The 25,477-nt window shown below is 42.6% G+C and carries 15 protein-coding genes; 13 read left to right on the forward strand and 2 right to left on the reverse strand.

Annotated features, from left to right (window positions below):
* Positions 1–114: 114 nt before the first annotated feature.
* Positions 115–780 (forward strand): lipoate--protein ligase family protein, encoded by a 666-nt coding sequence (locus tag V7K30_RS34000; protein WP_335007047.1) that lies wholly within the window; start codon positions 115–117, stop codon positions 778–780.
* 65 nt (positions 781–845) lie between these two features.
* On the opposite strand, the gene V7K30_RS34005 is transcribed toward V7K30_RS34000, so the two are convergent.
* Together V7K30_RS34005 and purH are read right to left on the reverse strand one after the other, a co-directional pair.
* Positions 846–1,049 (reverse strand): hypothetical protein, encoded by a 204-nt coding sequence (locus V7K30_RS34005; protein WP_335007001.1) that lies wholly within the window; start codon positions 1,047–1,049, stop codon positions 846–848.
* A 587-nt stretch (positions 1,050–1,636) separates the two neighbouring features.
* The gene (gene purH / locus V7K30_RS34010; protein WP_335007002.1) at positions 1,637–3,157 is read right to left on the reverse strand and encodes a bifunctional phosphoribosylaminoimidazolecarboxamide formyltransferase/IMP cyclohydrolase; all 1,521 of its coding nucleotides are present in this window, start codon (positions 3,155–3,157) and stop codon (positions 1,637–1,639) included.
* 80 nt (positions 3,158–3,237) lie between these two features.
* On the opposite strand from purH, the gene V7K30_RS34015 reads away from it, so the two are divergent.
* The 12 genes from V7K30_RS34015 to V7K30_RS34070 all read left to right on the forward strand — a co-directional run bounded on the left by V7K30_RS34015 (position 3,238) and on the right by V7K30_RS34070 (position 25,476).
* Positions 3,238–3,402 (forward strand): hypothetical protein, encoded by a 165-nt coding sequence (locus tag V7K30_RS34015; protein WP_335007004.1) that lies wholly within the window; start codon positions 3,238–3,240, stop codon positions 3,400–3,402.
* A 164-nt stretch (positions 3,403–3,566) separates the two neighbouring features.
* A complete protein-coding gene (locus V7K30_RS34020) occupies positions 3,567–4,316 on the forward strand; it encodes an SDR family oxidoreductase (RefSeq protein ID WP_335007006.1) in 750 nt (249 codons plus the stop codon).
* Positions 4,317–4,444: 128 nt separating this feature from the next.
* Complete coding sequence (locus V7K30_RS34025; RefSeq protein ID WP_442941135.1) at positions 4,445–5,050, forward strand: alpha/beta hydrolase; 606 nt, start codon at positions 4,445–4,447, stop codon at positions 5,048–5,050.
* 153 nt (positions 5,051–5,203) lie between these two features.
* The gene (gene isiD / locus V7K30_RS34030) at positions 5,204–5,416 is read left to right on the forward strand and encodes a protein IsiD (RefSeq protein ID WP_335007007.1); all 213 of its coding nucleotides are present in this window, start codon (positions 5,204–5,206) and stop codon (positions 5,414–5,416) included.
* 100 nt (positions 5,417–5,516) lie between these two features.
* Positions 5,517–6,758, forward strand: a complete 1,242-nt coding sequence (gene coaBC, locus V7K30_RS34035; RefSeq protein ID WP_335007009.1) for a bifunctional phosphopantothenoylcysteine decarboxylase/phosphopantothenate--cysteine ligase CoaBC — start codon at positions 5,517–5,519, stop codon at positions 6,756–6,758.
* A 462-nt stretch (positions 6,759–7,220) separates the two neighbouring features.
* Positions 7,221–12,605 carry an AAA family ATPase gene (locus V7K30_RS34040; protein ID WP_335007011.1) on the forward strand — a complete coding sequence of 1,795 codons (5,385 nt, stop codon included), beginning with the start codon at positions 7,221–7,223 and terminating at the stop codon, positions 12,603–12,605.
* Between the two features lie 240 nt (positions 12,606–12,845).
* Positions 12,846–14,858 (forward strand): carotenoid oxygenase family protein, encoded by a 2,013-nt coding sequence (locus V7K30_RS34045; protein WP_335007013.1) that lies wholly within the window; start codon positions 12,846–12,848, stop codon positions 14,856–14,858.
* A 47-nt stretch (positions 14,859–14,905) separates the two neighbouring features.
* Positions 14,906–16,249 (forward strand): FAD-dependent oxidoreductase, encoded by a 1,344-nt coding sequence (locus tag V7K30_RS34050; protein ID WP_335007014.1) that lies wholly within the window; start codon positions 14,906–14,908, stop codon positions 16,247–16,249.
* 261 nt (positions 16,250–16,510) lie between these two features.
* Positions 16,511–18,031, forward strand: a complete 1,521-nt coding sequence (locus V7K30_RS34055; RefSeq protein WP_335007016.1) for a restriction endonuclease-related protein — start codon at positions 16,511–16,513, stop codon at positions 18,029–18,031.
* The gene (locus V7K30_RS34060) at positions 18,015–21,428 is read left to right on the forward strand and encodes a hypothetical protein (RefSeq protein WP_335007018.1); all 3,414 of its coding nucleotides are present in this window, start codon (positions 18,015–18,017) and stop codon (positions 21,426–21,428) included. The genes V7K30_RS34055 and V7K30_RS34060 overlap by 17 nt, the downstream gene beginning before the upstream one ends.
* Positions 21,429–21,430: 2 nt before the next feature.
* Positions 21,431–24,574: an RNaseH domain-containing protein gene (locus tag V7K30_RS34065; protein ID WP_335007020.1), complete on the forward strand. Its 3,144-nt coding sequence runs from the start codon at positions 21,431–21,433 to the stop codon at positions 24,572–24,574.
* Positions 24,575–25,119: 545 nt separating this feature from the next.
* Positions 25,120–25,476, forward strand: a complete 357-nt coding sequence (locus V7K30_RS34070) for a hypothetical protein (RefSeq protein WP_335007022.1) — start codon at positions 25,120–25,122, stop codon at positions 25,474–25,476.
* Position 25,477: the final 1 nt, after the last annotated feature.

Here is a 25,477-nt window from a genome sequence, read left to right on the forward strand (position 1 = left end):
AATTATATAAACTTTTTAATTCAAAACTCCTAACTCCCAATTCCTAACTCCTAACTCTTGAATTCTAAAGTGTGGCGACTAATTCCTTTGCTAGAGGCGGCTGGCAATGTGCAGATGGCGATTGATCGCTGGTTACTAGAACAGCACCAGTCTGGAAAGCATCCGCCAACCCTGCGCTTTTATACCTGGTCGCCACCTGCCATTTCTCTCGGTTATCATCAACGCCAATACCCTGAATATTGGCAAAATTTGACTTGGCAAGGGCAAAAACTGGATTTAGTGCGGCGTCCTAGCGGTGGACGGGCGGTGCTACACCAAGGTGATTTAACTTACGCTGTAGTCACATCTGAACTCATGGGTAGTCGCCTCCAGGTCTACGAAAAAATTTGTGAGTTTTTGATTCAAGGGTGGCGATCGCTCGGCGTAGAATTACATTACGGTACTGCTGGGCGAGGTTACATCCACAACCCTAACTGTTTTGGCACCGCTACCAGTGCAGATTTAGTTTTGCCAGATGGTGCCAAACTCATTGGTAGCGCTCAACTGCGACGTGGTGGGATAATTTTGCAACATGGTTCCATCCGTTTGCAACCGGATACTGAACTGTTTGCTCAAGTATTTGGTGCAGAATCTTTTACGACTGTACAACTGCCTCAAAGTCTGAGTGTGGAAAAGATTATTGCAGCTTTAGTTGCCGCAGCTAGTGATTGTTTTGAGATGCAGATAGAGGTAAAACCTCTTTCCCCATCTGAGTGGGAAGAAATTTTGGCACAACTTTAGCAACGTAGGGTGTGTTAGCGACAGCGTAACGCACCGAATCAAATTACAGTCATAAATAATCAATGTCAGAAATAAACACAGTGTTCGGCACTATTTTCCCGGCGTGACCCATCAATAAGCAGGGTTTGGCGCATTACCTGTTTCAGTCGATCAATCTCGATGATGAACTGAATTTGTTGAGTCAACCGATTGATCTGCACCTGAATTTCTAGTTTTGATTGTGGGTGGGGTTGACTGGATTTTGGACTGTAGGTAATTATCTCAATCATTCCAGCGAATCTGCAAGGACTTTTTTCTGCATACAAATTAAAAAGCGCCTGGGAGTGTTGCCGTGTTTCCACCCCAAACGCTTTTTATTTTTAACTTGCTCCTCACACAAATAGATAGTATCACTGCTTCAATCAAAAAGCGAGTATATTGAGTGACACTTTCACAACTGCACTGCTAATTTAATTTCTGATACCATTTTACTAAATTCTTACAACAAATATCTTGGAAACGGTATCACAAGGAATGCAATTTTTATATTTCTATATGTAAATTAAAAAATGCCTGGGAGTGTTGCCGTGTTTCCACCCCAGGCATTTTTTATTCTCAACTTGCTCCTCACACACAAATAAACGATATCACTACTTCTATCAAATGGCAAGTATATTGAGTGACACTTCTAAAATTGCATAAGCAATCCAATTTCTGAAAAATTAAAAAGCGCTTGGGAGTGTTGCCGTGTTTCCACCCCAGGCGCTCTTTATTTTTAACTTGCTCCTCACACACGATTAAATAATATCACTAGTTCAATCATAAAGCAAGTATATTGTATGACACTTTCAAAACTGCACACCTGATGAGCAATAATTTAGTGTAAAAAGTGACGTACACCAGTTAAGACCATTACTAAACCCAGTTCGTTAGCAGCAATGATAGAATCTTTATCGCGCAAACTTCCCCCTGGTTGGACAATGGCTGTAATTCCTGCTGCTGCGGCTGTTCTGACTGAATCATCAAAGGGGAAGAATCCATCGCTGGCTAGAGTTGCACCTTTGGCTTTTTCTCCAGCTTGTTCTAGGGCAATTTTAACTGAGCCGACGCGGTTCATTTGACCAGCACCTACTCCTAGTGTAGTGCGATCGCTTGTGACAACAATGGCATTAGATTTAACGTGTTTGCAAACTTTCCAAGCAAACAACAATTCGGCTAATTCGCTGTCGGTGGGTTGCCGTTCGGTGACTACTTGCCATTGACTGGTATCAGCAATCACATCATCGCTAGCTTGGACAAGGAAACCACCTGCGATCGCTTTCACTGTATCCTTAGTCCCACTGCTCAAATCTGGTAAAATCAAAACCCGCACATTGGATTTTTTGCCAAGGATTTCTTGAGCTTCTGCATCACAACTTGGTGCTACCACGCATTCTAGAAATGTTTTGGTTAACTCGCTGGCTGTAGCCGCATCAATCGGACGGTTGAGTGCGACAATACCACCAAAGGCAGAAGTAGAATCAGCATTAAAAGCTTTTTGGTAAGCTTCTGAAATAGTGCTTCCCACTGCCGTACCACAGGGATTTGTATGTTTGATAATCGTTGCTGCGGGGGTATCAGTGAATTCAGTAATAATTCGGCGTGCGGCTTCTAAATCAACTAAGTTATTGTAACTAAGTTCTTTGCCTTGCAGTTTTGTGGCGGCTGCCCATCCCGTTGGGGTAGTACCAGTTTGATACCAGGCGGCGGGTTGATGAGGGTTTTCGCCGTAACGCAGAGATTGCAATTGTGTACCGTTAAGGCTGTACTGCTGTGCTTCTGCGAGATAAGATGCGATCGCTTGATCATAACTAGCAGTGTGTAAAAATCCTTTTAAAGCTGCCTTCTGGCGAAACTCTAGGGATGCCACGCCGTTATTTTGGCGCAATTCCTCCAAATACTCGTCATACTGTGTTGGATCGCATAATACAGCCAGATGGGCGAAGTTTTTTGATGATGCCCGTAGCATAGCCGGGCCACCGATATCAATTTGTTCAACAGCTTCAGCTAATGTTACCCCTGGTTTAGCGATCGTTTCCTCAAAAGGATAAAGATTCACCACCACTAAATCAATCGGGCGAATTTGGTTATTTTCTAAATCTGTAATATCTTGGGGAACATCTCGCCGCGCCAAAATTCCGCCGTGAATTCGGGGATGTAGGGTTTTGACTCGGCCACCTAAAATTTCTGGAGAACCTGTGTAATCTGCAACTTTGGTAACTGGGAGTCCCGCATCTTTGAGTGCTTGGGCTGTTCCCCCACTGCTGATTAAATCAAAGTCAAATTCTTCAACCAAGCTACGGGCTAGGTCAATTAAACCAGTTTTGTTAGATACACTCAGCAGGGCTAGACGCGCCATTGATCAATTCCTCAGATGTTTAGTGAAGCAAAGGATCTCAAGTTTTGCATAAGCCTTGGTTTACTTCAAGACCATTAGGAATGATAACGTTAATAACTATCTGGTCATCACCTTTCTCTATTAAGATTGCTACAGATGGCAGGCATTGTGCCAGGACGACATCATTAGAAACAGTTTTTAGCGATCGCTACTTTATGGCATCCAGTGAATTAAATCTTCTGAACACCATTCTGCTGGAAGATTAAGCAGATAACAAATAGTTAATGTAGGCTACAAACAAGACCTAGCCTTTTTTCTAGGTTTTCTTGCCTGCAACTTCGTGAGAGGATTGACCCAGTATTTAAACAAAGCTTAAGCATACTGTTTTTAAATACATCGTAGATCCCCAATTCAATAGGAGTGGCTAACAGTGGTAAATAGCGAACTGAAGAATAAAGTAGCCTTGATTACTGGCGCAAATAAGGGTCTAGGACTGGAGATGAGTCGTCAACTGGGACAACACGGATTGACGATTCTGATCGCAGCCCGAAATTTAGAAGCAGCAAAAACGGCAGCCACTAACTTGCATAATGAAGGAGTCTCGGCTGTGGCGATCGCTCTTGACGTAACTGACAGTACTCAAATTCAGTCTGCTTTTCAAGAGATTAGTGACACTTTTGGTAAACTGGATATCTTGATTAATAATGCAGGTGTGTTTCTAGATGGCGACTGGTTAATCAGTAATGCCACTTCTGTTTCAATAAATATTATTCGACAGACATTCAACACCAACTTTTTTGGTTTGGTAGAACTGACTCAAGTACTACTACCGTTAATTTTAAACAGTCCTAGTGGTCGAATTGTCAATATGTCTAGTATTGAAGGCTCATTGACACTTCATGCTACTCCAAATTCACCAATTTATGACTCTAAACCATTTGCTTACAATGCTTCTAAGGCAGCAGTCAACGCATTCACCATCCATTTAGCCCATGAGTTACGCAATACTCCTGTGAAAATTAATAGCGCTCATCCAGGTTGGGTGAAAACTGAATTGGGGGGTGAAGGCGCAATGATAGATATCGCAGAAGGGGCGAAAACGGGCGTTGAGTTAGCGATGCTCCCTGACGATGGGCCGAGTGGTGGCTTTTTTCATCTTGGTGAACCAGTACCTTGGTAAAAAGTTTAACCAATAAGGTGGGTGTCTCTGTTGAAGTGGCATCCGCTTCCTAATACTAAGTCTAGTTCAAGAGATAGGATCTACTAGAAGAGTAGAATTTTAGGAGTAAACCTCTGTCTTTACAAGCTATCACCGTTAAGAGAGCAAATTCTCAACCCCCCGCAGGCTTAATTGTCACTTTGCATGGTTGGGGAGCTAATGCTGAGGATGTAGCATCTTTGTTACCCTTGATCAACTTACCTGATTACCAGTTTGTATTACCTGATGCACCTTTTCCTTATCCCTATTCCCCTGTAGGGAGGGCATGGTATGACCTACGGGTGGAGAATATGTATGAAGGGTTGGCAGAAAGTCGGCAACTGCTAACAGATTTCTTGGAATCTTTAGAAAGTACCACTGGCGTACCTTTGTCACGTACCATTTTAAGTGGATTTTCTCAAGGCGGGGCAATGACTTTAGATGTCGGCTCAAAATTGCCCCTAGCAGGTTTAGTTGTCATGAGTGGGTATTTACATCCTGATGCAGTAACGGCAGCTAAAAGTGGGATTCCGCCGACTTTAATTACTCACGGCAGATATGATGAAGTTGTGCCACTGCAAGCCGCCTGGAAAACACGAGAAACTCTAAAGTCTTTAGGAGTGGCGGTAGAATACCACGAATTTGACATGGGGCATGAAATACATCCACAAACGTTAGAGGTGCTACGGAATTTTATTGTGAATACAATTAGCTAGTCAGGATTACGAATTTTTTATAAATTCTGGTATAAATGCTAAAAATTTCACAAAATCAATCACCTCTAATGAGTAATATATATAGGGAGGCTGCGTTCAGCGCAACTTAACCCATGCTGAAGGCGAGTGCTGCATAAGGGAGGGGCGAGCATTATGACAACTCTAAGCATTTCCAAGAAAGAAATTGCTGCCATGACTGTGGCAGAAGTAGAAGAGCTGGCTACACGTCTCGAACTGGATAATTATAGTAATGCTTTTGAAGGTTTAAATGATTGGCATCTATTGCGAGCGATCGCATTTCAGCGTCCAGAGTTAGTTGAACCCTTTATCTACCTCTTAGACTTGGAACCCTACGATGAAGCGTAACAATTTTAGATTTTAGATTTTAGATTTTAGATTGGGGTCAACTGGCTAAAATCGGAGATTATCAGGGTTAATGTATCACTTGCTTAATCCGAAAGTACCAATGCAATCTCCCTTAAATCCAAAATCCAAAATCCAAAATCCAAAATTGAACAGGGTTCTAATTGGTGTAGGTGGCGGTATCGCCGCCTACAAAATCTGTGAATTGGTTTCGACGCTGTTTAAAACTGGGGTGGAAGTGCGAGTCATCCTCACCCGTTCGGCGCAAGAATTTATCACGCCTCTGACTTTAGCAAGCCTATCTCGTCATCCCGCCTACACAGATGATGATTTCTGGAAACCAACTCACTCTCGTCCGTTGCACATTGAGTTAGGTGAATGGGCAGATGTCATGGTAATTGCCCCGTTGACGGCTAATACATTAGCAAAATTAGCCTATGGGATGGCTGATAATTTACTCACAAATACCGTGCTGGCTTCTACTTGTCCAGTGCTGTTAGCACCCGCGATGAATACGGATATGTGGGAACAGCTAACGGTGCAGCGAAATTGGCAACAGCTATTGATAGATAGTCGATATCATGGGATGGGTACAGCATCAGGGTTATTAGCGTGCGATCGCATCGGTGCTGGGAGATTAGCAGAACCTCCAGAAATTTTAGCTCACATCCAATCGTTGTTACACACTCAAGGCAAACGAGATTTAGTCGGTAAACGAGTGTTAATTAGTGCTGGGGGAACGCGAGAGTTTCTTGACCCGGTGAGGTTTATTGGTAATCCTTCCACAGGTAAAATGGGATTGGCTTTAGCGCAAGCCGCACTTCACCGAGGGGCAAACGTCACCCTGGTGCATGGCCCAGCTAATTGGGATGTACCATTAGGAGTGCAAGCGATTCCCGTCATTAGTGCCGAGCAAATGCAGCACGTCATGCTGGAATGTTTACCCAACGCTGATGTAATTGTCATGTCAGCAGCAGTGGCAGATGTGAAGCCACGAGATTATAGTACAGAGAAATTGCCCAAGCGATCGCTCCCCGAAGCTTTACCCCTGAAACCAGTACCAGATATAGTCGCCCAATTAGCACAACATAAACAGCCGCATCAAATATTAATTGGTTTTGCAGCACAGACTGGGGATATTGTCAAGCCTGCATTAGAAAAGTTACAGAGTAAGAAACTTGATGCTATTGTTGCCAATCCCATCGATCAACCTGATAGTGGTTTTGGGAGTGATAATAATCAAGCGATATTTTTAGATATACAAGGACGGAAAGTAGAAATTGCACCTTGTTCTAAATTAGAAATGGCGCATCATTTATTTGATTTTATCTCTGACTTGGATTGAATTATTTTAAGGAATAGACCTCTTGCATAATTATTTTGTGGTATGATTATAAATTTTACAAAAAATCCACATTAGAATCTATACAGATAACTTTTGTTACCTCTTTGCTATGTCTGATAAAGATAGAAAGCAAATCTTTAAAACCCCCATCATACCATAATTTATTTTTGCAAGAGGTCTAATACAGATTTGGTTTTTCAAAAAATACATATTTTGTATTTCGTGTCAATGCGTAAGTCCTAGCCTTTTAAAAAACTTTTTCCTTTCGTGTCAAAACCCGATGTCCAATTTTGGGAATTTTCTTGATGGCTGGTGTAGAAATTGGCATTAAGTCACAAAATCAAGCATTAGTAGAGGCGGTAAATTTCTTCCCATTAGCATTCGGCTAATCTCTGTTCACTTGTAAGGGAAACAATTTATACTGAATAGACCCTAACAATAGAGCAAACGCTTGAGTAATCTATGATCACACTCGAAGGGTATAAAGTCCTGACAGAACTGCACGCAAGCCCCAATTCTCAGGTTTATCAGGGATATCGAGAGTTAGATCAACAACCAGTAGTACTGAAAGTTCTGCGGCAAGAATACCCACCCCCAGAAGCGATCGCTCGGTTTAAACTTGAATACGATCTCACGCGCCGCTTTCAAGCCCCTGGAATTATCCAAGCCTACGACTTGAAAAAATATCAAAACACCTTAGTGTTAGTTTTAGAAGATTTTGGTGGACAACCCCTGCGGGGGTTACTCTATCAATCGCCTCTACCGCTACAGAATTTTTTGCAATTGGCTATACAAGTAGCAGCAGCTTTAGAAGAAATTCATGAGCAACAGATTATTCATAAAGACATTAATCCTGCCAATATTCTTCTCAATCCCACGACTCAACAAACGAAAATAATTGACTTTGGCATTGCTACTTTGCTATCGCGGGAAAATCCCACCTTGCGAAATCTGAATGTTTTAGAAGGGACTCTCGCTTATATTTCTCCTGAACAAACAGGACGGATGAATCGATCAATTGATTATCGTACCGATTTTTACTCTTTGGGAGTCACTTTCTACGAACTGTTAACCCAGCATTTACCTTTTATTAGCGATGATCCTGTGGAACTAGTTCACAGCCATATTGCCAAACAACCGATTCCGCCCGATCAAATCAATCCCCAAATTCCGCCAGCACTTTCCCAAATTGTGATGAAGTTGCTGGAAAAAACCGCCGAAGCGCGTTATCAAAGTGCTTTTGGTTTGCAGACAGATTTACAGCAATGCCTGGAAATTTTCACCGCTACAGGGCAAATTCCCTTATTTGAACTAGGACAGCAAGATCACTCCGGTAAATTTCAAATTCCGCAAAAACTGTACGGACGCGAGGCGGAAGTGACAAATTTACTTGCAGCTTTTGAGCGGGCTAGTCATGGACAGAGCGAAGTGATGCTGATTGCAGGTTATTCTGGGATTGGCAAATCAGCACTGGTTCAAGAAATTTATAAACCGATTACCCAGCAGAGGGGATATTTTATTTCCGGGAAGTTTGACCAGTTTCAACGTAACATTCCCTACAGTTCTTTAATTCAAGCATTTCAAGCTTTAATTCGTCAACTGTTAACTACAAGTGAAGCAGAAATTACCACTTGGCGCAAAAAATTATTAGATGCTCTTGGTGTCAATGGCCAGGTGATCGTTGAAGTGATTGCAGAGGTGGAACTGATTATTGGTCAGCAGCCACCCGTTATAGAACTATCACCCAAGGAAGCGCAAACTCGGTTTAATTTAGTCTTGCAAAACTTCATTCAGGTCTTTACCCAAAAGGAACATCCTTTAGTAATGTTTTTGGATGATCTGCAATGGGCTGATAGTGCATCACTCCAGCTGATTGAGTTGTTAATCGGTCAAGTAGATAGTCAATATCTGTTGCTGATTGGTGCTTATCGTGATAATGAAGTAGATAAAACCCATCCCCTGCGGACAACGATCGCATCTTTAGAACAAGCAGGAGTGGCTATTCACGAACTGACCTTAAGGCCCTTAGCATTGCCTCAAATTCAACAACTCCTCAGCGATACCCTCAACAATGCCGATTTAGCAGAAGTTACTCCTCTAGCAGAACTGCTTCAGCAGAAAACCAATGGCAATCCCTTCTTCATGAATGAGTTTTTGAAGTCGCTGTATTCAGAAGGATTGCTACAGTTTAATTTCACTCAACGGGCATGGCAGTGGCAACTAGCAAAAATCCAGGCAGCCCAGATTACCGATAACGTAGTTGAGTTGATGGCGCTGAAAATTCAAAAGCTGCCAGATGCCACCCAACAAGCTTTAAAATTAGCAGCTTGTATTGGTAATTCCTTTGATTTGCATACCTTAGCGATCGCTAGTTCAAAATCCCTCCCAGATGTAGCCGCCCAACTCTGGGCAGCCGTGCAGACAGGACTAATTTTACCCCAAGGCAATGACTACCAACTCTTACAAGTTGCCGATCGAGAAGTAACAGCAAACTTGACAAATTTGGATGTAGTCTATAAATTCCTGCACGATCGCGTCCAGCAAGCAGCCTACTCACTGATTCCCAGCGAGCAAAAACAGGCAGTACACTTGCGGGTTGGGCAACTATTATTACAAAACATTACTCCCCAGAAGCAAGAAGAAAAGATTTTTGACATTGTTAACCAACTGAATTTTGGCATCGTCCTAATTACAGACCCTCAACAGCGACAGCAACTAGCTCAGTTAAACTTAACAGCAGGTAACAAAGCCAAAGCCTCAGCAGCCTATCAGTCAGCCTTAGATTATCTGACAATGGGGATTAACTGCCTAGCAGCTAACTGTTGGCAGCAGCAGTATCAGCTAGCTTTGGCATTGCACACAGCCGCAGCCGTTGCTGCTTATTTAGGTGGGGACTTTGAGCGCATGGATGTACTCACAGAAGAAGTACTTCAAAAGACCCGCAGCACAATCGATCAGGTGCAGGTTTATGCCATCAAAATCCAAGCTGCGATCGCCCGCGATCAATTGTTGGCAGCTTCTAAACTCGGTCTGCAAGTGATGCAACTTCTGGGCATTCCCTTAGCTAACAACCCCGGTCAACCGCAAATTATCCTGGGATTGTTAAAAACTAAACTCGCTTTGGCAGGTAAATCGGTACACACCTTAGCCGACTTACCAGAACTTACCAATCCCACAAAATTAGCTGCAATTCGCATCCTGGCTAGTATTGCCTCAGCGACCTACCTAGCAGCCCCTAACGTTTTTCCTTTGACTGTCTTTAAACAGGTGGAACTCTCGGCTAGATACGGAAATGCTGCGGAATCAGCTTTTGCTTATGCTACCTATGGCTTGATTCTCTGTGGCGTTGTTGGGGATCTGCAAGGGGGATATAAATTTGGTGAATTAGCCCTGAAACTGTTAGACCGTTTCAATGCCAAGCACCTGCAAGCTAGAACTTTATTTGTAGTTAATTCCTTTGTCCGCCACTGGCAAGAACCACTCCAGAATACTATTCCTTCACTGCAAGCCGCATTTCAAATTGGGCGCGATACGGGTGATACTGAATACGCTGCCTTTTGTGCCAATACAGGCTCAATGCATTGCTATTTTTCTGGTCAAAATCTTGGTGAATTGGATGAATGTTTAGCTATTTACGCAGAGGCAGTTCAGCAGTTTAAGAAAAAACCAATTTTTGTTCTCATTCAACTCTATCGCCAAGTAGTTGCTAATTTACAGGGTAAAAATGCTAATCCCTGTAAGTTGGTAGGGGAATTCTATGATGCAACCGCCATGTTACCCCAGCATATCGAGAGTAACTATCGCACAGCTATTTTTTATGTTTATATCCATCATTTCACGCTGAATTATTGGTTTGAAGATTATGCGACAGCTGTCAAAAATGCTGATTTGGCAATCCCTTATTTAGATGCGGTTTTGGCTTTATATATTGTGGGATGGTTCTACTTTTATGACTCTTTAGGACGATTGGCTTTAGCCTCTGTTGTCAGTGCGGCGGAACGTCGAAAGTTACTCCAGCGAGTGGCCGCAAACCAGAAAAAATTGCAAGTATGGGCGAAATCTTCTCCTGTCAACTATACCCATAAATTAGCGCTGGTAAAAGCAGAATGGCATCGGGTGCATGGAGAATCTAATCAGGCGATCGCTTGTTACGATCAGGCGATCGCCTTAGCCCAATCACACCAGTATTTTAATGAAGCGGCTCTAGCCAATGAATTGACTGCCAAGTTTTACCTAGCTGAGAACAAATTGAAGATCGCCCAAGTTTATATGCAAGAAGCTCGTTATCTTTATTTGCAGTGGGGAGCGATCGCCAAGGTGAAAGATTTAGAAGCCAAGTATCCTCAAATTTTAACGCGTACCGGAGAAAAAGCGATTAAATCAACTTTATCAACCATTACTTCCAACCCGACCGGCCTCACGAGTACCAGCCGCTCAGAATCATTGGATTTGGTGACAGTGATCAAAGCTTCTCAAACCCTTTCCGAAGAAATTCAACTAGATAAACTTCTATCTAATTTAATGCGGATTTTAATGGAAAACGCCGGGGCGCAACGGGGGTTTCTGCTGTTGCAAACCAAAGGTAAATTTCTGATTGAAGCTCAGGGAACCGTTGGTGAGAATACTATTCGGGTGTTGGAATCACTCAGTATTGAAGATAGCCAAACTCTCTCGACTGCGATCGTTAACTATGTCATTCGTACTAAAACCAATGTAGTACTAAACGATGCGATCTACGAAGCAGTTGGCATTGGGGAATTCATCAAAGACCCTTACATTCGCCAATACCAACCACGATCAATTCTGTGTACTCCCTTGATTAACCAAGGAAAGTTAGCAGGAATTGTGTATTTAGAAAATAACTTGATAACGGGAGCATTTACCCCAGATCGCTTGGAGTTGCTCAACCTGCTTTCAGCACAAGCAGCTATTTCCATTGAAAATGCCCGTTTGTATACGGATTTAGCCGCACTCAACCAAAATTTAATTAGCCTCAACAAAGCTTATGAGCGCTTTGTCCCTCGCCAATTTCTGCAATTCCTCAATAAGCAAAGCATTATAGATGTGCAATTAGGTGATCAGGTGCAACGGGAAATGTCAGTCTTATTTACCGACATTCGCGCCTTTACCACCCTTTCAGAAAGCATGACTCCCGCCGAAAATTTCCGATTTATTAACTCCTATCTCAGTCGCATGGAGCCGATCATTTTGGAAAACAATGGCTTTATCGACAAATATATTGGTGATGCCATCATGGCCTTGTTTGCAGGCGATGCCGATGATGCGGTTCTAGCGGGAATTGCTATGTTGCAAACCTTAACAGCCTACAACGAAAAACGCCAAGCCAAAGGTTACTTACCAATTCAAATCGGCATTGGGATTAATACTGGTTCACTAATTTTGGGGACAGTCGGTGGTTTGAATCGCATGGATGGCACTGTGATTAGTGATGCAGTTAATTTAGCAGCGCGAATCGAAGGATTGACCAAAATATTCAACGCCCCACTCCTAATTACCAACCCAACTTTTGAGCGTTTACAAAATCGCGATCGCTACGGCATTCGGGTAGTCGGACAAGTGAAGGTGAAGGGTAAAATGAATGCTGTGACTGTTCATGAAGTGTTTGCAGCCGATCGCCCAAAAGTTAGTGCAGGCAAAACAGCTACTTTAGAGTTATTTGCCTCAGCATTGGCGTGTTATGAACAACAACAATTTGCAACAGCAGCCGAGTATTTTCAAGATTGCTTGCAGCAAAATCCGTGGGATCAAGTCGCGCAGATGTATCTTGACAGCTGTCAGCCAGGAAAACAAATAGCATCAATTTTTACCGAGGCAGTTAAATTCTAAGGGATTTACGGATGGATTTAAAAATCCTGAAAAAGTTGATATTGGGACATTTGAGGCAAAAACTCAACCTTTAAATTAAAACCTAGTACCGCAAGGCGGAATTCAAAATTCAAAATTCAAAATTAATACAGCCTAAGTGTTTCGTTAATTTGGAATGGGTGGTTTATTTACGCCGTGCTGTACCAGTGTTATACCTGAAGCGAAACACCAAATCAGATTGCAATGCCAGGGTATAAATAAATGAATCGTGAAATTCCCAAACCCCGATTTCCAGAGGCAGCAATGACTGCCAGTCGTGAGGAACTATCGAATTTACCACTGAATGTGATTCATGGGGATGTACCGACAGATTTGTCTGGACATTTGTTCATCATTGCACCTGTAGGCACTGTTGCTTCTGGGGGCTTACCCAATATTAATGGAACCCACATTTTTAACGGTGATGGGATGATTTACCGCTTAGACTGGCAAGCCGGACAGGTTACTGTCAAGACGAAACTGGCACGTACACCTTGCTATTATGCAGATCAGGCAACTTTTAAAAATCCTGCTTATCGCTCTCATCAATTTCGCGATCATGGCTTGTTGCGCTTCTCCCCTTCCTTGGGCTTGCGAGATGAGGTAGATATTGCCTTTCTCGCCTTTAATACAGCCACAGACAGCCAAGAGCGATTAATGATTACTTATGATGCTGGTCGTCCCTACGAAATTGATACCAATAGCCTAGAGGTTGTTACCCCAGTGGGAGGTAACACTGAGTGGAAAGCGTTTCTACCTTTTTCCTATCCTTTTCCCCCTGTATTGAGTACGTCTCACCCCACCTTTGATGGTTATACCAATGAAGTTTTCTTAGTTAACTATGGCCGATCGCTGACTAATTTCCTCGAAAGTGCGCGTTTCATTTATGACCTCGAACAACTACCCCAGGAACTAAAGCAACTGCTGAGTGAGATCGCTCAACTTTTAGACAACAATCCCTTGCAGATTCCCTTGAGAATGTTCTCGAAGTTTTCTCAAAGTTTCTGGCAAAAATTGATTGGCTGGATCGAGCATTGGTTGCAAATTGCCATGCCAGATTTTGTTTATCTGTTGCGATGGGATGGTGTAGGTAAACTCCAGCACTGGCAATTGATCCTGCCAGATGGTTCCCCGGTGCGAATTGAACAAAGCATCCATCAGTTGGCAGTTACCAAAGATTACGTGGTGCTGATGGACACTTCCCTAAAGATTGGCCCAGAACAAATCCTGAATAACCCAATTCCCGATAGTTTGGAAACTGAGCGCCTACTGCGGCTATTATTGACGCGATCGCAGCACCCCAATTCCCCCATTTACATAGTGAGTCGGGCTGACCTCAAGGCAGATGTAACTACTGTGGTAGTCCGCCCAGCCGTAATTCCCTTAGAAACAGTGCATTTTTTGACCGACTACGAAAACCCCGACGGTCAAATCACAATGCATACTGCCCATCTCTGCGCCACAGATATTGGCGAATGGGTTCGCAAGTATGATATCTCAAAATTCGACGCTCCTAAATCTGCGCCTCTGTGGTTGGGGGGAATGCTGGCTAATGGGCAAATGGATGTGGGTCGTCTGGGTCGCTATCAAATAGATGGCGAGACAGGGCAAATCCGAGATTCCAAAGTAATTTACGATACTCGCCGTCATTGGGGTATAGGGTTCTACGCTTACCAAGATAGGCTGGCTTCTGGATTGCCTCCGAAGCGAATTGATCATATTTATTGGCAATCCCTCGGTTTTTGGCCAGAACTGCTGACTGAGTTTATTTACAACTTGTACCAAGACTATCCCTACCGGGCTGTACCACTAAAAGAATTACTGCAACGAGAAGAAGCACGCCCTTCTTCTTTGTTCCGGCTAGATACAACCAAAATGGAGGTGGCAGATTTTTATGATGCGCCCCCAGGTTACTTCATCAGTTCACCCCAGTTTGTACCGAGATTGAAGAGCAATGGTAGTTCTACAGATGGCTATATCGTTTGTACGGTATTTGGGGGAAATAACAACGAAATTTGGATCTTCCAAGCCGATCAGTTAGGGGCTGGCCCGATATGCAAATTGAGCCATCCGCAACTGGATTTTGGCTTCACAATGCATACTACTTGGTTATCTGCGATCGCTCCTCGCACTGCTAGTTACGATATTCCCGTGCGACAAGACTATGAATCGCTACTTAACCAGCCAGCCATTCAGCAATTATTCACAGAAGCAGTTTATCCGCATTTTCAGTAGAAAATTTTGCGACCAGGGCACATTACTACATAGGAAGAAAGACTATCATGACTAAATTTTCTAAAGACGCACGAATTTGTATTGTCGGGGCGGGAGCAGCCGGTTTATCTACAGCTTACTTTTTGAAAAAGCAAGGCTACCGCAATGTAGTTGTGCTAGAAAAAGCTGGACGGGTAGGGGGATTGTGTTGTTCCATTACATACAATTCTCGTTCCTTTGACTTAGGAGCAAATTATCTCACCCCTGCCTACAAACAAGTCCTAAAAATGGCTGAAGAAGTCGGCGCTACACTTTACACCGAGGGGCCAGGTCAAGTCTACAATCCTTTTAAATCTCAACCGGGACAACCTGCCTACACTTCAATTATGAATGCCGTCACCGAGGGAACTGACCTAGCAACGTTTTTGGCAGCCGTTGGGCGCTTTTGGTGGGAGCGTCTTTGGCTAGAGCCAATTATTTCTGTTCCTGGGTTTGCCGGTATCAGTCAACATCCCGAACTCACTCAACCTTTTTCCCAGTGGTTAGCACAGAAAGATTTGTCATGTCTAGAAACTTTGTTTGAAATTCCCATTACCACGATGGGCTATGGCTATTTAAACGAAATCCCCACCGCCTATGCCTTAAAATACATGACTCTAGAAACCTTTTGGACTTTAATTACTTACGGTGCAGATTTACGCTGCGGTTGGCCTAAGCGATTTACTGATGGTTTCCAACGTTTCTGGGAGCTTGTTGCTTGGGGACTAAATGTCCGCTTGAATATTGACATCAAGGAAATCAAGCGGGGGGCAATTACACGGGTGCGGTTAACTGAACAGGAGCAGATTCTTAACAAGACTGATACCCGTGAAGAAGTTCTAGAATTTGACTATCTGATTTTAGCTTGTCCGTTGACACTGGATGTCCTCAATACTTTTCTCGATTTGTCGCCAGCAGAGAAAGACCTATTTGAGCAGATCATTCTCAATCCTTACAGTTTGATTACGTATCTGATTCCCGATCTGCAAATGCCAACCCCGGTAATTAATGTCATTCCCGTAAATGCGGTGGGGAATCCCTGGTTTATTGCTCAACAGTTTGCTGACAATGACCTGATTGCCTTTTGCACTCGCCTAGATAGCGAGGGAAAAATTACTAAAAAAGATGTTCTCCAGCAAATTCAAAACACAGTAGAGAATTTGGGAGTGCGGGTAGGTGATGATTACTACACCTACGATGAGTGGCCTTACTTTCCTCACGTTACTTCAGAGGCTATGCATGCGGGATTTTACGATCGCCTAGAAGCAATGCAAGGTCAACGCCAGACCTTCTATGTCGGAGGCTTATTGAATTTTGAATTGGTTGAAACAATTGTGGAGTATTCCAAAAGCTTAGTCGAGAAGAACTTTTAATCCAGAAAACTTCTTTCTCTCTGTTCTGATTCAGTAATTGTGAGTTGCTCAAGTAATAAGCTAAACAGGACTTACGCAAAAAGGCAGTGAAAGCCTTGATTTAGCGTAGGGGCAATTCATGAATTGCCCCTACATTTCGTACTTGATGCGTAAGTCCTACTAAATTAAAAATAACGGATTATTTATTTGATACATTGACATTTTAATTTACATCAATTAGTGTTATACAGTAATTGATGTAAAAGTAATCTGATTACAGTTATGTACTTTGAGGACGTGCGTCAGTGGCAGGGAACTGCGGAGGCTCTGGCAAAGGAGCTAAAACGCCAAATTAAACAGCTTAAACTGTCTGTAGAATCACCTGCCCTGCGTACCGTTCGGTCGTGGAGAACGAAACAACTTTTATCACAACCTAAAGGGCAAGAATTTGGATTTCAGCAGATTTTGGAGGGTTTGGCAACAATTTTACTATTAAAGAAGGGTTGGACACTTGCGGCGATCGCTCAAGTTTTGCCTTCATTTCCTGAAGATGCGCTAGAGAGGCAAATTCTTGCAGACGCTCAAGGTCAAGATCCCACATGGCTACCTGCAATTTCAGCAACCTCTTTGCCTTTACCTACAGGACATCGCCCAGCGAGGGATCTGGCTGAAGATGCTGTGATGTTACTTGCTCAGGGAATTCTTCGCCAATATGACCGGGTTCTGCCAGGTCGAGAAATTGTGCGCCAAGAGGATAGTACGCTGCCACCAGAACTCTATCAAGCAATGTGCAAATTGGGCCGTCTATATATTGAAGAAGGATTAAGCGATCGCGCTGCTTGTGTGCATACTGTTTTAGATAATGCTCGATACTCTCTTGGTTGCGATCGCTGGCAGTTAGGGGTTTTTAGCCAATCAGACTTTCGCTTTTCTAGCGTTACCTTAATCGATCCAGATTTACGAGTACCTACTTCAGACTGTGCAGAGATTGCCAACCTGAGCGGAGCTTTTGGCGAAGACAATGTGATTGAGCATCGCTTATATACTCAGTTATGCGAAGCAACTGAACGATTGGGCGGCCGTCGCCAACACAAAGCTTACACTGCTCTGCGAGAGTTATTTGGTAGGTACTCTTTAATCGGAGAACGACAGCTATTAGACTACTTGGTTGAAAATGACTTGACCCCTTTACAGGGAATGATCATTGAAAAATTCTTTGACTTAGTGCCAGATATCTGGCTAGTTGATGGGTTAGCACATCGCTGCGCCCACTGTGGCACACTGATGCGATCGCATCCCAACAAAAAACTTTTTGCACAAGGGCGTTGTCCGATTCGCCAGTGCATTGGCCACGACTTGCCAAAAGTATCTGAGAAACTAGATCCTAATAAGGGCATTTTACGAATTGCCGAGCCACGAATTCTCACCTACTGGACAGGCCCAGCAATTGACGAATTAGCGATTTTTGATACAGCCCGACGAAATAAGCTCAATGCTGAACTTTACCCAGAGTCCGATTTATGCGATGTGGCAATTAACGAACGAGCAATTGGAATTGATGCCAAATCTTACACAAGTCCGGTAACTCTAGGTTTGCGCCTCAATCGTAGTATTGGCGGGCTGATTCACTATCGCCGCCGCATTCTTGCTGTGAGCGATCGCTTAATTGAGGATAATCCCAGCTACATTTCTACCCTCATTTCAACACTCGATAAAAAGGGCGATCCTGCCAGTTTAGAAATTATGTCGGTTTCCTCTGTAATTGATTTTTTAAAGAAGATGCCTTATGCGAACCAAACCTGATTTTTGGAAAGGTATAGATCGAATTTGCTGGCTTTGCGTCTTAATGGAGGAATTTATTAATACAAATTCACTGGAGTACGCGCCAGTAATTATGTCAGGTATGGCCAGCATTTTGAATGCACCTGCATTAGAGCAAGCGCGTCAAGCCATTTTCAATATGCGGCAGATGTCGCTGACTTTTGTTACAAACCAGTCAGTTAAACACGCAATTGCTCTCTATAACAATCATCACTACTGCAACCACACTAAAGGGACGTATGAGATTGATATTGAAACACTTCACTTCAAAAGAACAGATCCTTTAGAAGATTCTCAAATTACACAAGCACGTCAAATTCTTAGTACCCCTCTACCATACGATTCCTATGGTTTTACATTTGCCGATCCTCGTCAGCAGATGGTGGTTGCATTAGGTGAAGAGTCAACAGCAGTAAGGATGCCGATCGCTCCAATCACCGCCCCTATTGCTGCGCGTCGCACACATTCCCTCAATCGCCAACCAAGAGGAAAGATTCGCATTCCCTTAAGTGAACTGCGCGATCTGGCTATTGAGATGGACGAGCGTGAAAAGCAAGATCCTGAGCGACGACGTGGTAATTGGGCAGATCGTTTTAAACGCTTTGACCTCATGGTATCGGAGGCTGGAAAAGGTCTGCGGAAAGAAGATGATGTGTTGGAATTAGAAGACATCAAGCACTTAATTGGTTTACCAGGGTCAGGTAAAACAACCATTCTCGTGTTGATAGCTGTCTGGCTGGGACTACATGACTATAAAGCCATGTTTGTGTTTCCCTCGATTGAAGTTGCTAGACAGTACATGGCTGAGTTGGCATTTCATCAAGTTAAGGTGGGAATGCTTGTAGGACAAGGTGATGAGACTCGCCGTGGTCATGCAGACAATATTGCTGAAGCGATCGCAACAAAAGGTAATGGTGGCTTTGCTTACACCTTAGAACAGGCAGAAGTTTTTGGTATGAACTGCGTCCTCCCAGCCTTTTCAACTGCCGATATGTCTCTGTGGGGCTTTGGTTACGCACCTTGCAACCAGATATTGCAAGGCGGGGGGAAACAGGGAAAGATGAAGAAATGCCTATGTCCTTTATGGACAATGTGCGGTCGAAACAAAGCACCGCGAGATTTGTTGGATGCTAATATTTGGGTTGGTCATGTGCGATCGCTCGATACTCAAATATCACCTCACGCGATTCAGGAACAAGTACGATATTTTGAATTAATTGCCCGTACCTTCGACGTAGTTGTTTTCGACGAAGGCGATATGGTGCAATCAGTGTTAGATAGTTATGGGGCAGCAACTTTAAGTATTTCCGGCTCAGAGCGATCCATTCATCGGGTAATTTTAGAACAAATCCATAACCGCTTTGCTCGTGGCGAGAACTATCGATTATTTGATCGGGATGTAGAACTTTACAGTCGTGACTTGTCAGAATTTGGCAATCATAATACTTCCTTAATTACCACCGTTCAGAATATGTCTAAGTCGCGGGTGGGAGAACGCTACGAAAATCAATTATTGACTGTATTACGGATTGTTAGCGAACTATTGAATACTTTAAAGAAATCCTCTCAGCAGAATGACCTTGATGAACAAGAAGCCAAACTAGGCTTTAGCAAAAGTCGGGCGCTAACTGAATTTTGGGAAGCGGCAGCATATAACGCCTTCTACGATCGCACAGGTGTTGAGAACCCTCAAGACTTTAAAGCAGATTTGTGGCCTCGGATTTTAGGATATAACCGTGAAACCCTTGAAAAACAATGGAAAACTCTCATTAGTCATTTCCGCCGTTACCTGGCTGAAAATCTGATTAAGCGACGTGATGCGATCGTTGAAGAAATTGCTGAATTATTTCTCAAGCTCTGTTTTCCAGATCATTTATCAACAATAGAAGCAGAAGATTTAGCTAAATTACTTATAACTGTTACTTTCGTAATTGTGGGCTACCAGCGAATTGTACCAGGAACTAGAACAATGGTTGCAGAGGGATTCATTCGTGAAACCATTGGGGAGTCAACTGCATCACCAGAACTGAGAAAATTTATTCCAGAAAGCATTTTAGGTTCATTTTCTGGGGTGCAATACAGTTTTTTCAAAGCACAAACAACACGTACTGCCGCCAAAAATGTGCAATTGTCTTATATTACATTTGTTGGTGCGCCTCGAATGTTAATGCATCGCTTTCACCGGTTATTAGACGCAGATGATGGACATCAAAGCCCAGCCGTTTTAATTACCTCGGCAACTTCATTTTTAGAAGCTAGTCCCGCCTACCACATTAACGCTGGCCCCCATTATTTACTAAAACCGCGTCAGTCAGAAAATAAAGCAGAACAGAGCGTTTATCGTTTCAAATGGTTTCCAGATAGTGAACGTGGTGATGAACCCCTTAAATATAGCGGTGCTGGCGACCTTCAAAAACGTAATCTTTTGCGGATGGTGAATGCTCTTGTGCGGGGAGGAATTACTAAATCTGAAATTTACAAGTCCATGCGTAATTTTGATGTCAAGTTTGGTATTCGTCGTAAAGCTGCTTTAGTTGTCAATAGTTATGAACAGGCTCGCACAATCAAAAAGTATATTAATGACTATCATCCTGAAGTTGGGCGGCATACAAAGGCAATTGTTAAATCCCTCAGAGATGGAGAACAACCGACGGATTTTATCACCTCTGCTCAGTGTGAGGCATTAGGAGACGATGAAAACTGTGATATTTTAATTTTTCCCATGTTGGCAATTAATCGAGGTGTCAACATCGTTTTCACCAAAGGAGATAGGAAGCTAGATGCGGCAATTGGCTCGATTTACTTTTTGACTCGTCCTCATCCTACCAAAGATGATATGCGGCTGTTGTACAGCTTGGCAGGACGGGCAACACAAGAATTTGATAGTCGAGTTTTTAGTGAAACAGAAGATTTAAATGCGATCGCAACTTCTTGGCAGCAATCAAGAAAAGACCTTTGGAGAACTGCCAATAGATTGTTACGTGAACCCTTAATGGCTAGCCGTTTAGGCCCTGAACTGTTCAAATCGTTTACAGCTAATCAAATGGTTGCGATTTTGCAAACAATTGGGCGCGGGATGCGGAATGGATGCCCAGTATCAGTTTACTTTGTGGATGCAGCTTGGGCTAAAAAATCAGCAGAAGATAAACCCGACTCTGCGCGAGATAGTATGCTGGTGCAAATGCGAATCATTTTAGAAGAATGTGTCAACCACCCCGATCCTGTAATTCGGGAAATTTATCAAGAACTTTATGGCGCATTCTTAGCACCTTTACAGCGCATTAAAGGAGTAATTTACCCTGATGAATTAGCTAATTTACAAGATTTGACGGATGAAGAAGACGGCTTTAATGATTTTTCAACACTATTGGAGATGTAAAAATGAGCGACAATTTTGATAATGAAATGGAATTGGAAGAAGATTTATCTGAAGAAGATGAAGACGATGAAACTGATGATAATTTACTTTCAGATACCTTTTATATTCAGCAAGGTCAAATCAAACCAATCAAACAATTTCCTTTAGCCTTAACTGTGCCAGACGATCTGCGTCCAATTATAGTAGAGGGTTCTACTCTTACTTGGACAAAAGCAGGCTTGCTATGTTTTGCCGATATTCTACAAGGAACTAAGGTCAAAAATCTCCCCTATGCCTCATTGCGAGGTTTTATCGAAGTAGTCTTAAAAGATGCGGCACGAATTGAACCAGATGTAGGTCTTACGAAGTTTGCATTGAATAATGCTAAAAGGGGAGGTGAGCCAGAACCTTTTGTTTACCTAAATGGTGGTAATGAAGAAGAAATAAATCAAGTGCTTCGCCCAATTATTAATGATTGGTTCGCAAATTATCTCAGACCGTTTGTAATAAAAGAAGACATATCAACGGATATTATTGACCGCTTGCAAGATTTGCAGGAAAGAGGAGAACTTCTGAAAATTTCTCCATTTAAATCTCAAGTATTCCCTTGGAATTGGTCTAAACAGACAGATACAACTCAGCCAAAAGATCCAAAAGATAAATATGCCTATCGTGCGATAGTAGATTACCTAGCTCGTCAAATTGCTGGACAGGAGATTTTTCCACAGTTAGGCCCAATAAAACGGATTATTTCCAACAATTCTGGGATTGTAGAATTGATTACCGATCCGATCGCCTTACCTGATACAAAAGGAAAATTCAGTTTTGTGGTCAGCTTGGAAGTTGTGACTTATCCATCTTTGCACCAACCTTTGGTGAAAGTTGAGGTTTCCAAACGTCGCTGGTTCACTCAGTTAAAAGCTCCTAAATATGACCGTAGGAATATTAGCGGTTTCATATTTTCTCAAGACTATCCCGATCGCGCTTTTACCTATAAAGTAAAATGCGAACAAGATGAAAATAACAAGCAAGATAAGAAGAATTGGCGTTGGGCGACAGATACAGATTTTGAGATTCTGCGAAGAGAATTAAAACTGCCTCTACAATCTTTTGATGGTCAACAAATCGCTTTGGGCAAAGCCTCTACTGATAGCTGTGAGGTACTTCTTACTTACCGGAATGGACTTCAAGATAATTCAGAAGAAGATGAAAATAGTTCAGAAAGATACGGTATTGAAACAGGTGTACCAGAGATTGATAAATTAGATGCTTTTGAAGCGATCGCTAAAATTCTTCAACCATTAGGAATCCAAATATTCGATGGTTACACAAAAGTACCATCCAAGCACAAACTAGATGATACAGCATCGCGGATGATTAATCTTCCTACACTGCTTGGTGGTGTTTTAGAAGCTATCGAAACAAATTCCAACTTGGAGTTTACTGCAAAATACCTCGAACAACTCAACGACAATCAAAATATTGATGACTTGCTAAGTAAACACCTTGGCATCCGTTTAGAAGAGATTGAGTGGGGAAGAAAAGCTCTTCAATTTAATACATTTACGCCGAATCAAACAAATGATCTTCAAACCATTATTCAGGCAAACCAAGCAGCGATGCAGCGACTATATCCTAATGAGCAACCGAGACTGTTTATATTTTATGAAGCTGATTTGGAGACAGAAGCAAAGCTATTGCAGAAAATTACTAAAGTTTTGTGGGGAAACACACTCGAAATTTTTATTAATCGCTTGCCAGCAAATACTCACGGGCTACGAGAGGTTTTACCTGGTAAAGATTTGAAAAATAAGGAGCGATCGCGCCAGCGAATTGAAGCATGGGATTCCACTGCAAAACAGATTGAAGACCCCAATAAGCCAACTTTCTCCTTGATAATGGCGCGGCAATTTTACCCAGATCCTACTGGTAAAAACACTGTTAAACATGACGATAAAGTTAATAAACCTTCAACCCGCCAAGCACTAGCAAAAATTGGTAGTGGCGTGCAGTTTCTTCTACCCATTGCAAAAACACGTAAAACAAAGCATCTCAAACTCGCAGATTTCTTCCATCGGATGCAGTCGGCTCTAAAAGATTTGGTCTCGGCTCATTCTGGTCGGATTGATGGTGTAAAAGAAAAGGTTGACAAGTACTTGCAAAATATCCCACCAGAAGCTAGACCAAAAGAAATTGTAGGGTTCACAATCGTCCGTAAACAAAGGGGTCGCGCTCGTGGTGTTATTGAGAATACATTTTTAGCAGTGGCAATGCGCCTCAACGTAGATACAGGAAAATGTGAGCTTTGCTGTGCTTACGAGAAAGGAAATTTAGAAATCAGCCCGTGGTTTAGCTTTCCTGATGCACTAGCTTTTATTGCCCAACTTACTCCAATCAAACTAGCTAATGATAAAGCTGTACGCAAGACTCGATTCATGAAATTTGTAAAACAAATTGTTTCTAACTCTGTGGAAGAAGGGATGCAACCATTGGTTATGATTGATTCTTCCAACTGTGTCCAATTATGGTCTTGGCTCAAAGATGAGGAAATAAATACTAATCAAATTAACCTTGGTCAGCAGTCTGAGAATATGCAGGATGAATGGCAAGGCGCGCGTCTAATTCGTATTCGCCAAGAACTTGCTCCTGGAATTATTGAGAAAAAAGCCAGACATTTGATAGAGACTTCTTTAGAAGATACCAGGACTAAAGAAGAACTAAACAAACTGCCGCCTACGCTTGAAATTCCTTCAGCATCTAGTGCGACTGGGTTATTCCGACTCAGCGCTACTAACCAAACTGGATGTGTGGCTTATCTATCTGTGGCACGTGAAGCACCACATCAATATTCACGTGGGCAAAGTTGTTATCGTTCAACCCAGACCCTAGCAAAACAAACTGGGTTAAAGGTAAGTCAACTCTCTACAAAAGCTCCATTTGTGGGTCGCTGGCCTTCTCCCAACCCCCTTGAGATTGTTGTTACCTTGAGACAACCAAAAGATAATCCTGATGATCTAGCTGCCCTTGTGGAGTCACTGCGTTATGGCTTTGGTCACTACAGCGATTGGACAGGTTTACCTGCTCCCCTATTTTTTGAGCGTGTTGTACGGGACTATATCAGTGATTTTGCGATCGCAGATGAGGACATTGAATCAGAGCTAGATTAAATATCCCGCCAGTGAAAAAAGAGCCTACCAATAAATTTACAACTTCGATGAGATATTATTCGCATTCAAATTCGCAGAAAGATGACTACTAGAATGCATCCCGATGCATTGGCATTGTAAGAGGACGCATTAACAATGCGGCCGATGCATTAGCATTGTAAGAGGACGCATTAACAATGCGGCCGATGCATTGGCATTGTAAAGGAATGCATTAACAATGCGGCCGACGCATTGGCATTGTAAGGGGACGCGTTGGCATTGCAAGGTATTACTGAATTTAATTCACTACAAATTAATGAAATGCTGTACTTAACAAGCCAAGGTTAAAACTCCAACCTAAAACTTAAGTTTATTGAGCTTGGTGAAACCCCAGAACAAGCCCAAAAGTTGGTAGAAATAGTGTGACTGACATAGAGATATCAAGCAGGAATTGGGAAAGGAAACTACTACTGTAAATTGGGTATAACCCGTATGGTCTATGGCTTTAAGGTCACTTATCTATATTTTATAATATAAGTAAGACTTAAAAATCATGCTTCAATTATATGAAAATCCTCTCATCAGAGCTAGTACATTTAGGATTTGGCAAATATGTGCGTTCTGACCAAGTAACAGCAGTTATACCAATAGAAGAGGAGCGAGGCCCAGGACGACGAACCTTTGTTCACATTCAAGGGCAAAGCGATCCAATTATCGCCTCTCGCGCTGAAGATACCATCGTGCGTGATTTAGTACAGGAACCACACGAAGTTACCCAAGCCCGTCAGCAGCAGGAAATTCTTCAAGATTTATTGGTAAATTTAGGTAATGTTAATTCGACTGTGCGTAGAATTAGCCGTGATGAAGGCACTTTAGATCTTGACCTGTTAGAGCGACGAATTAAGCAAGTCCTTGAAAATTAAT

This window comes from Nostoc sp., from assembly GCF_036917655.1.
Lineage (GTDB): Bacteria > Cyanobacteriota > Cyanobacteriia > Cyanobacteriales > Nostocaceae > Nostoc.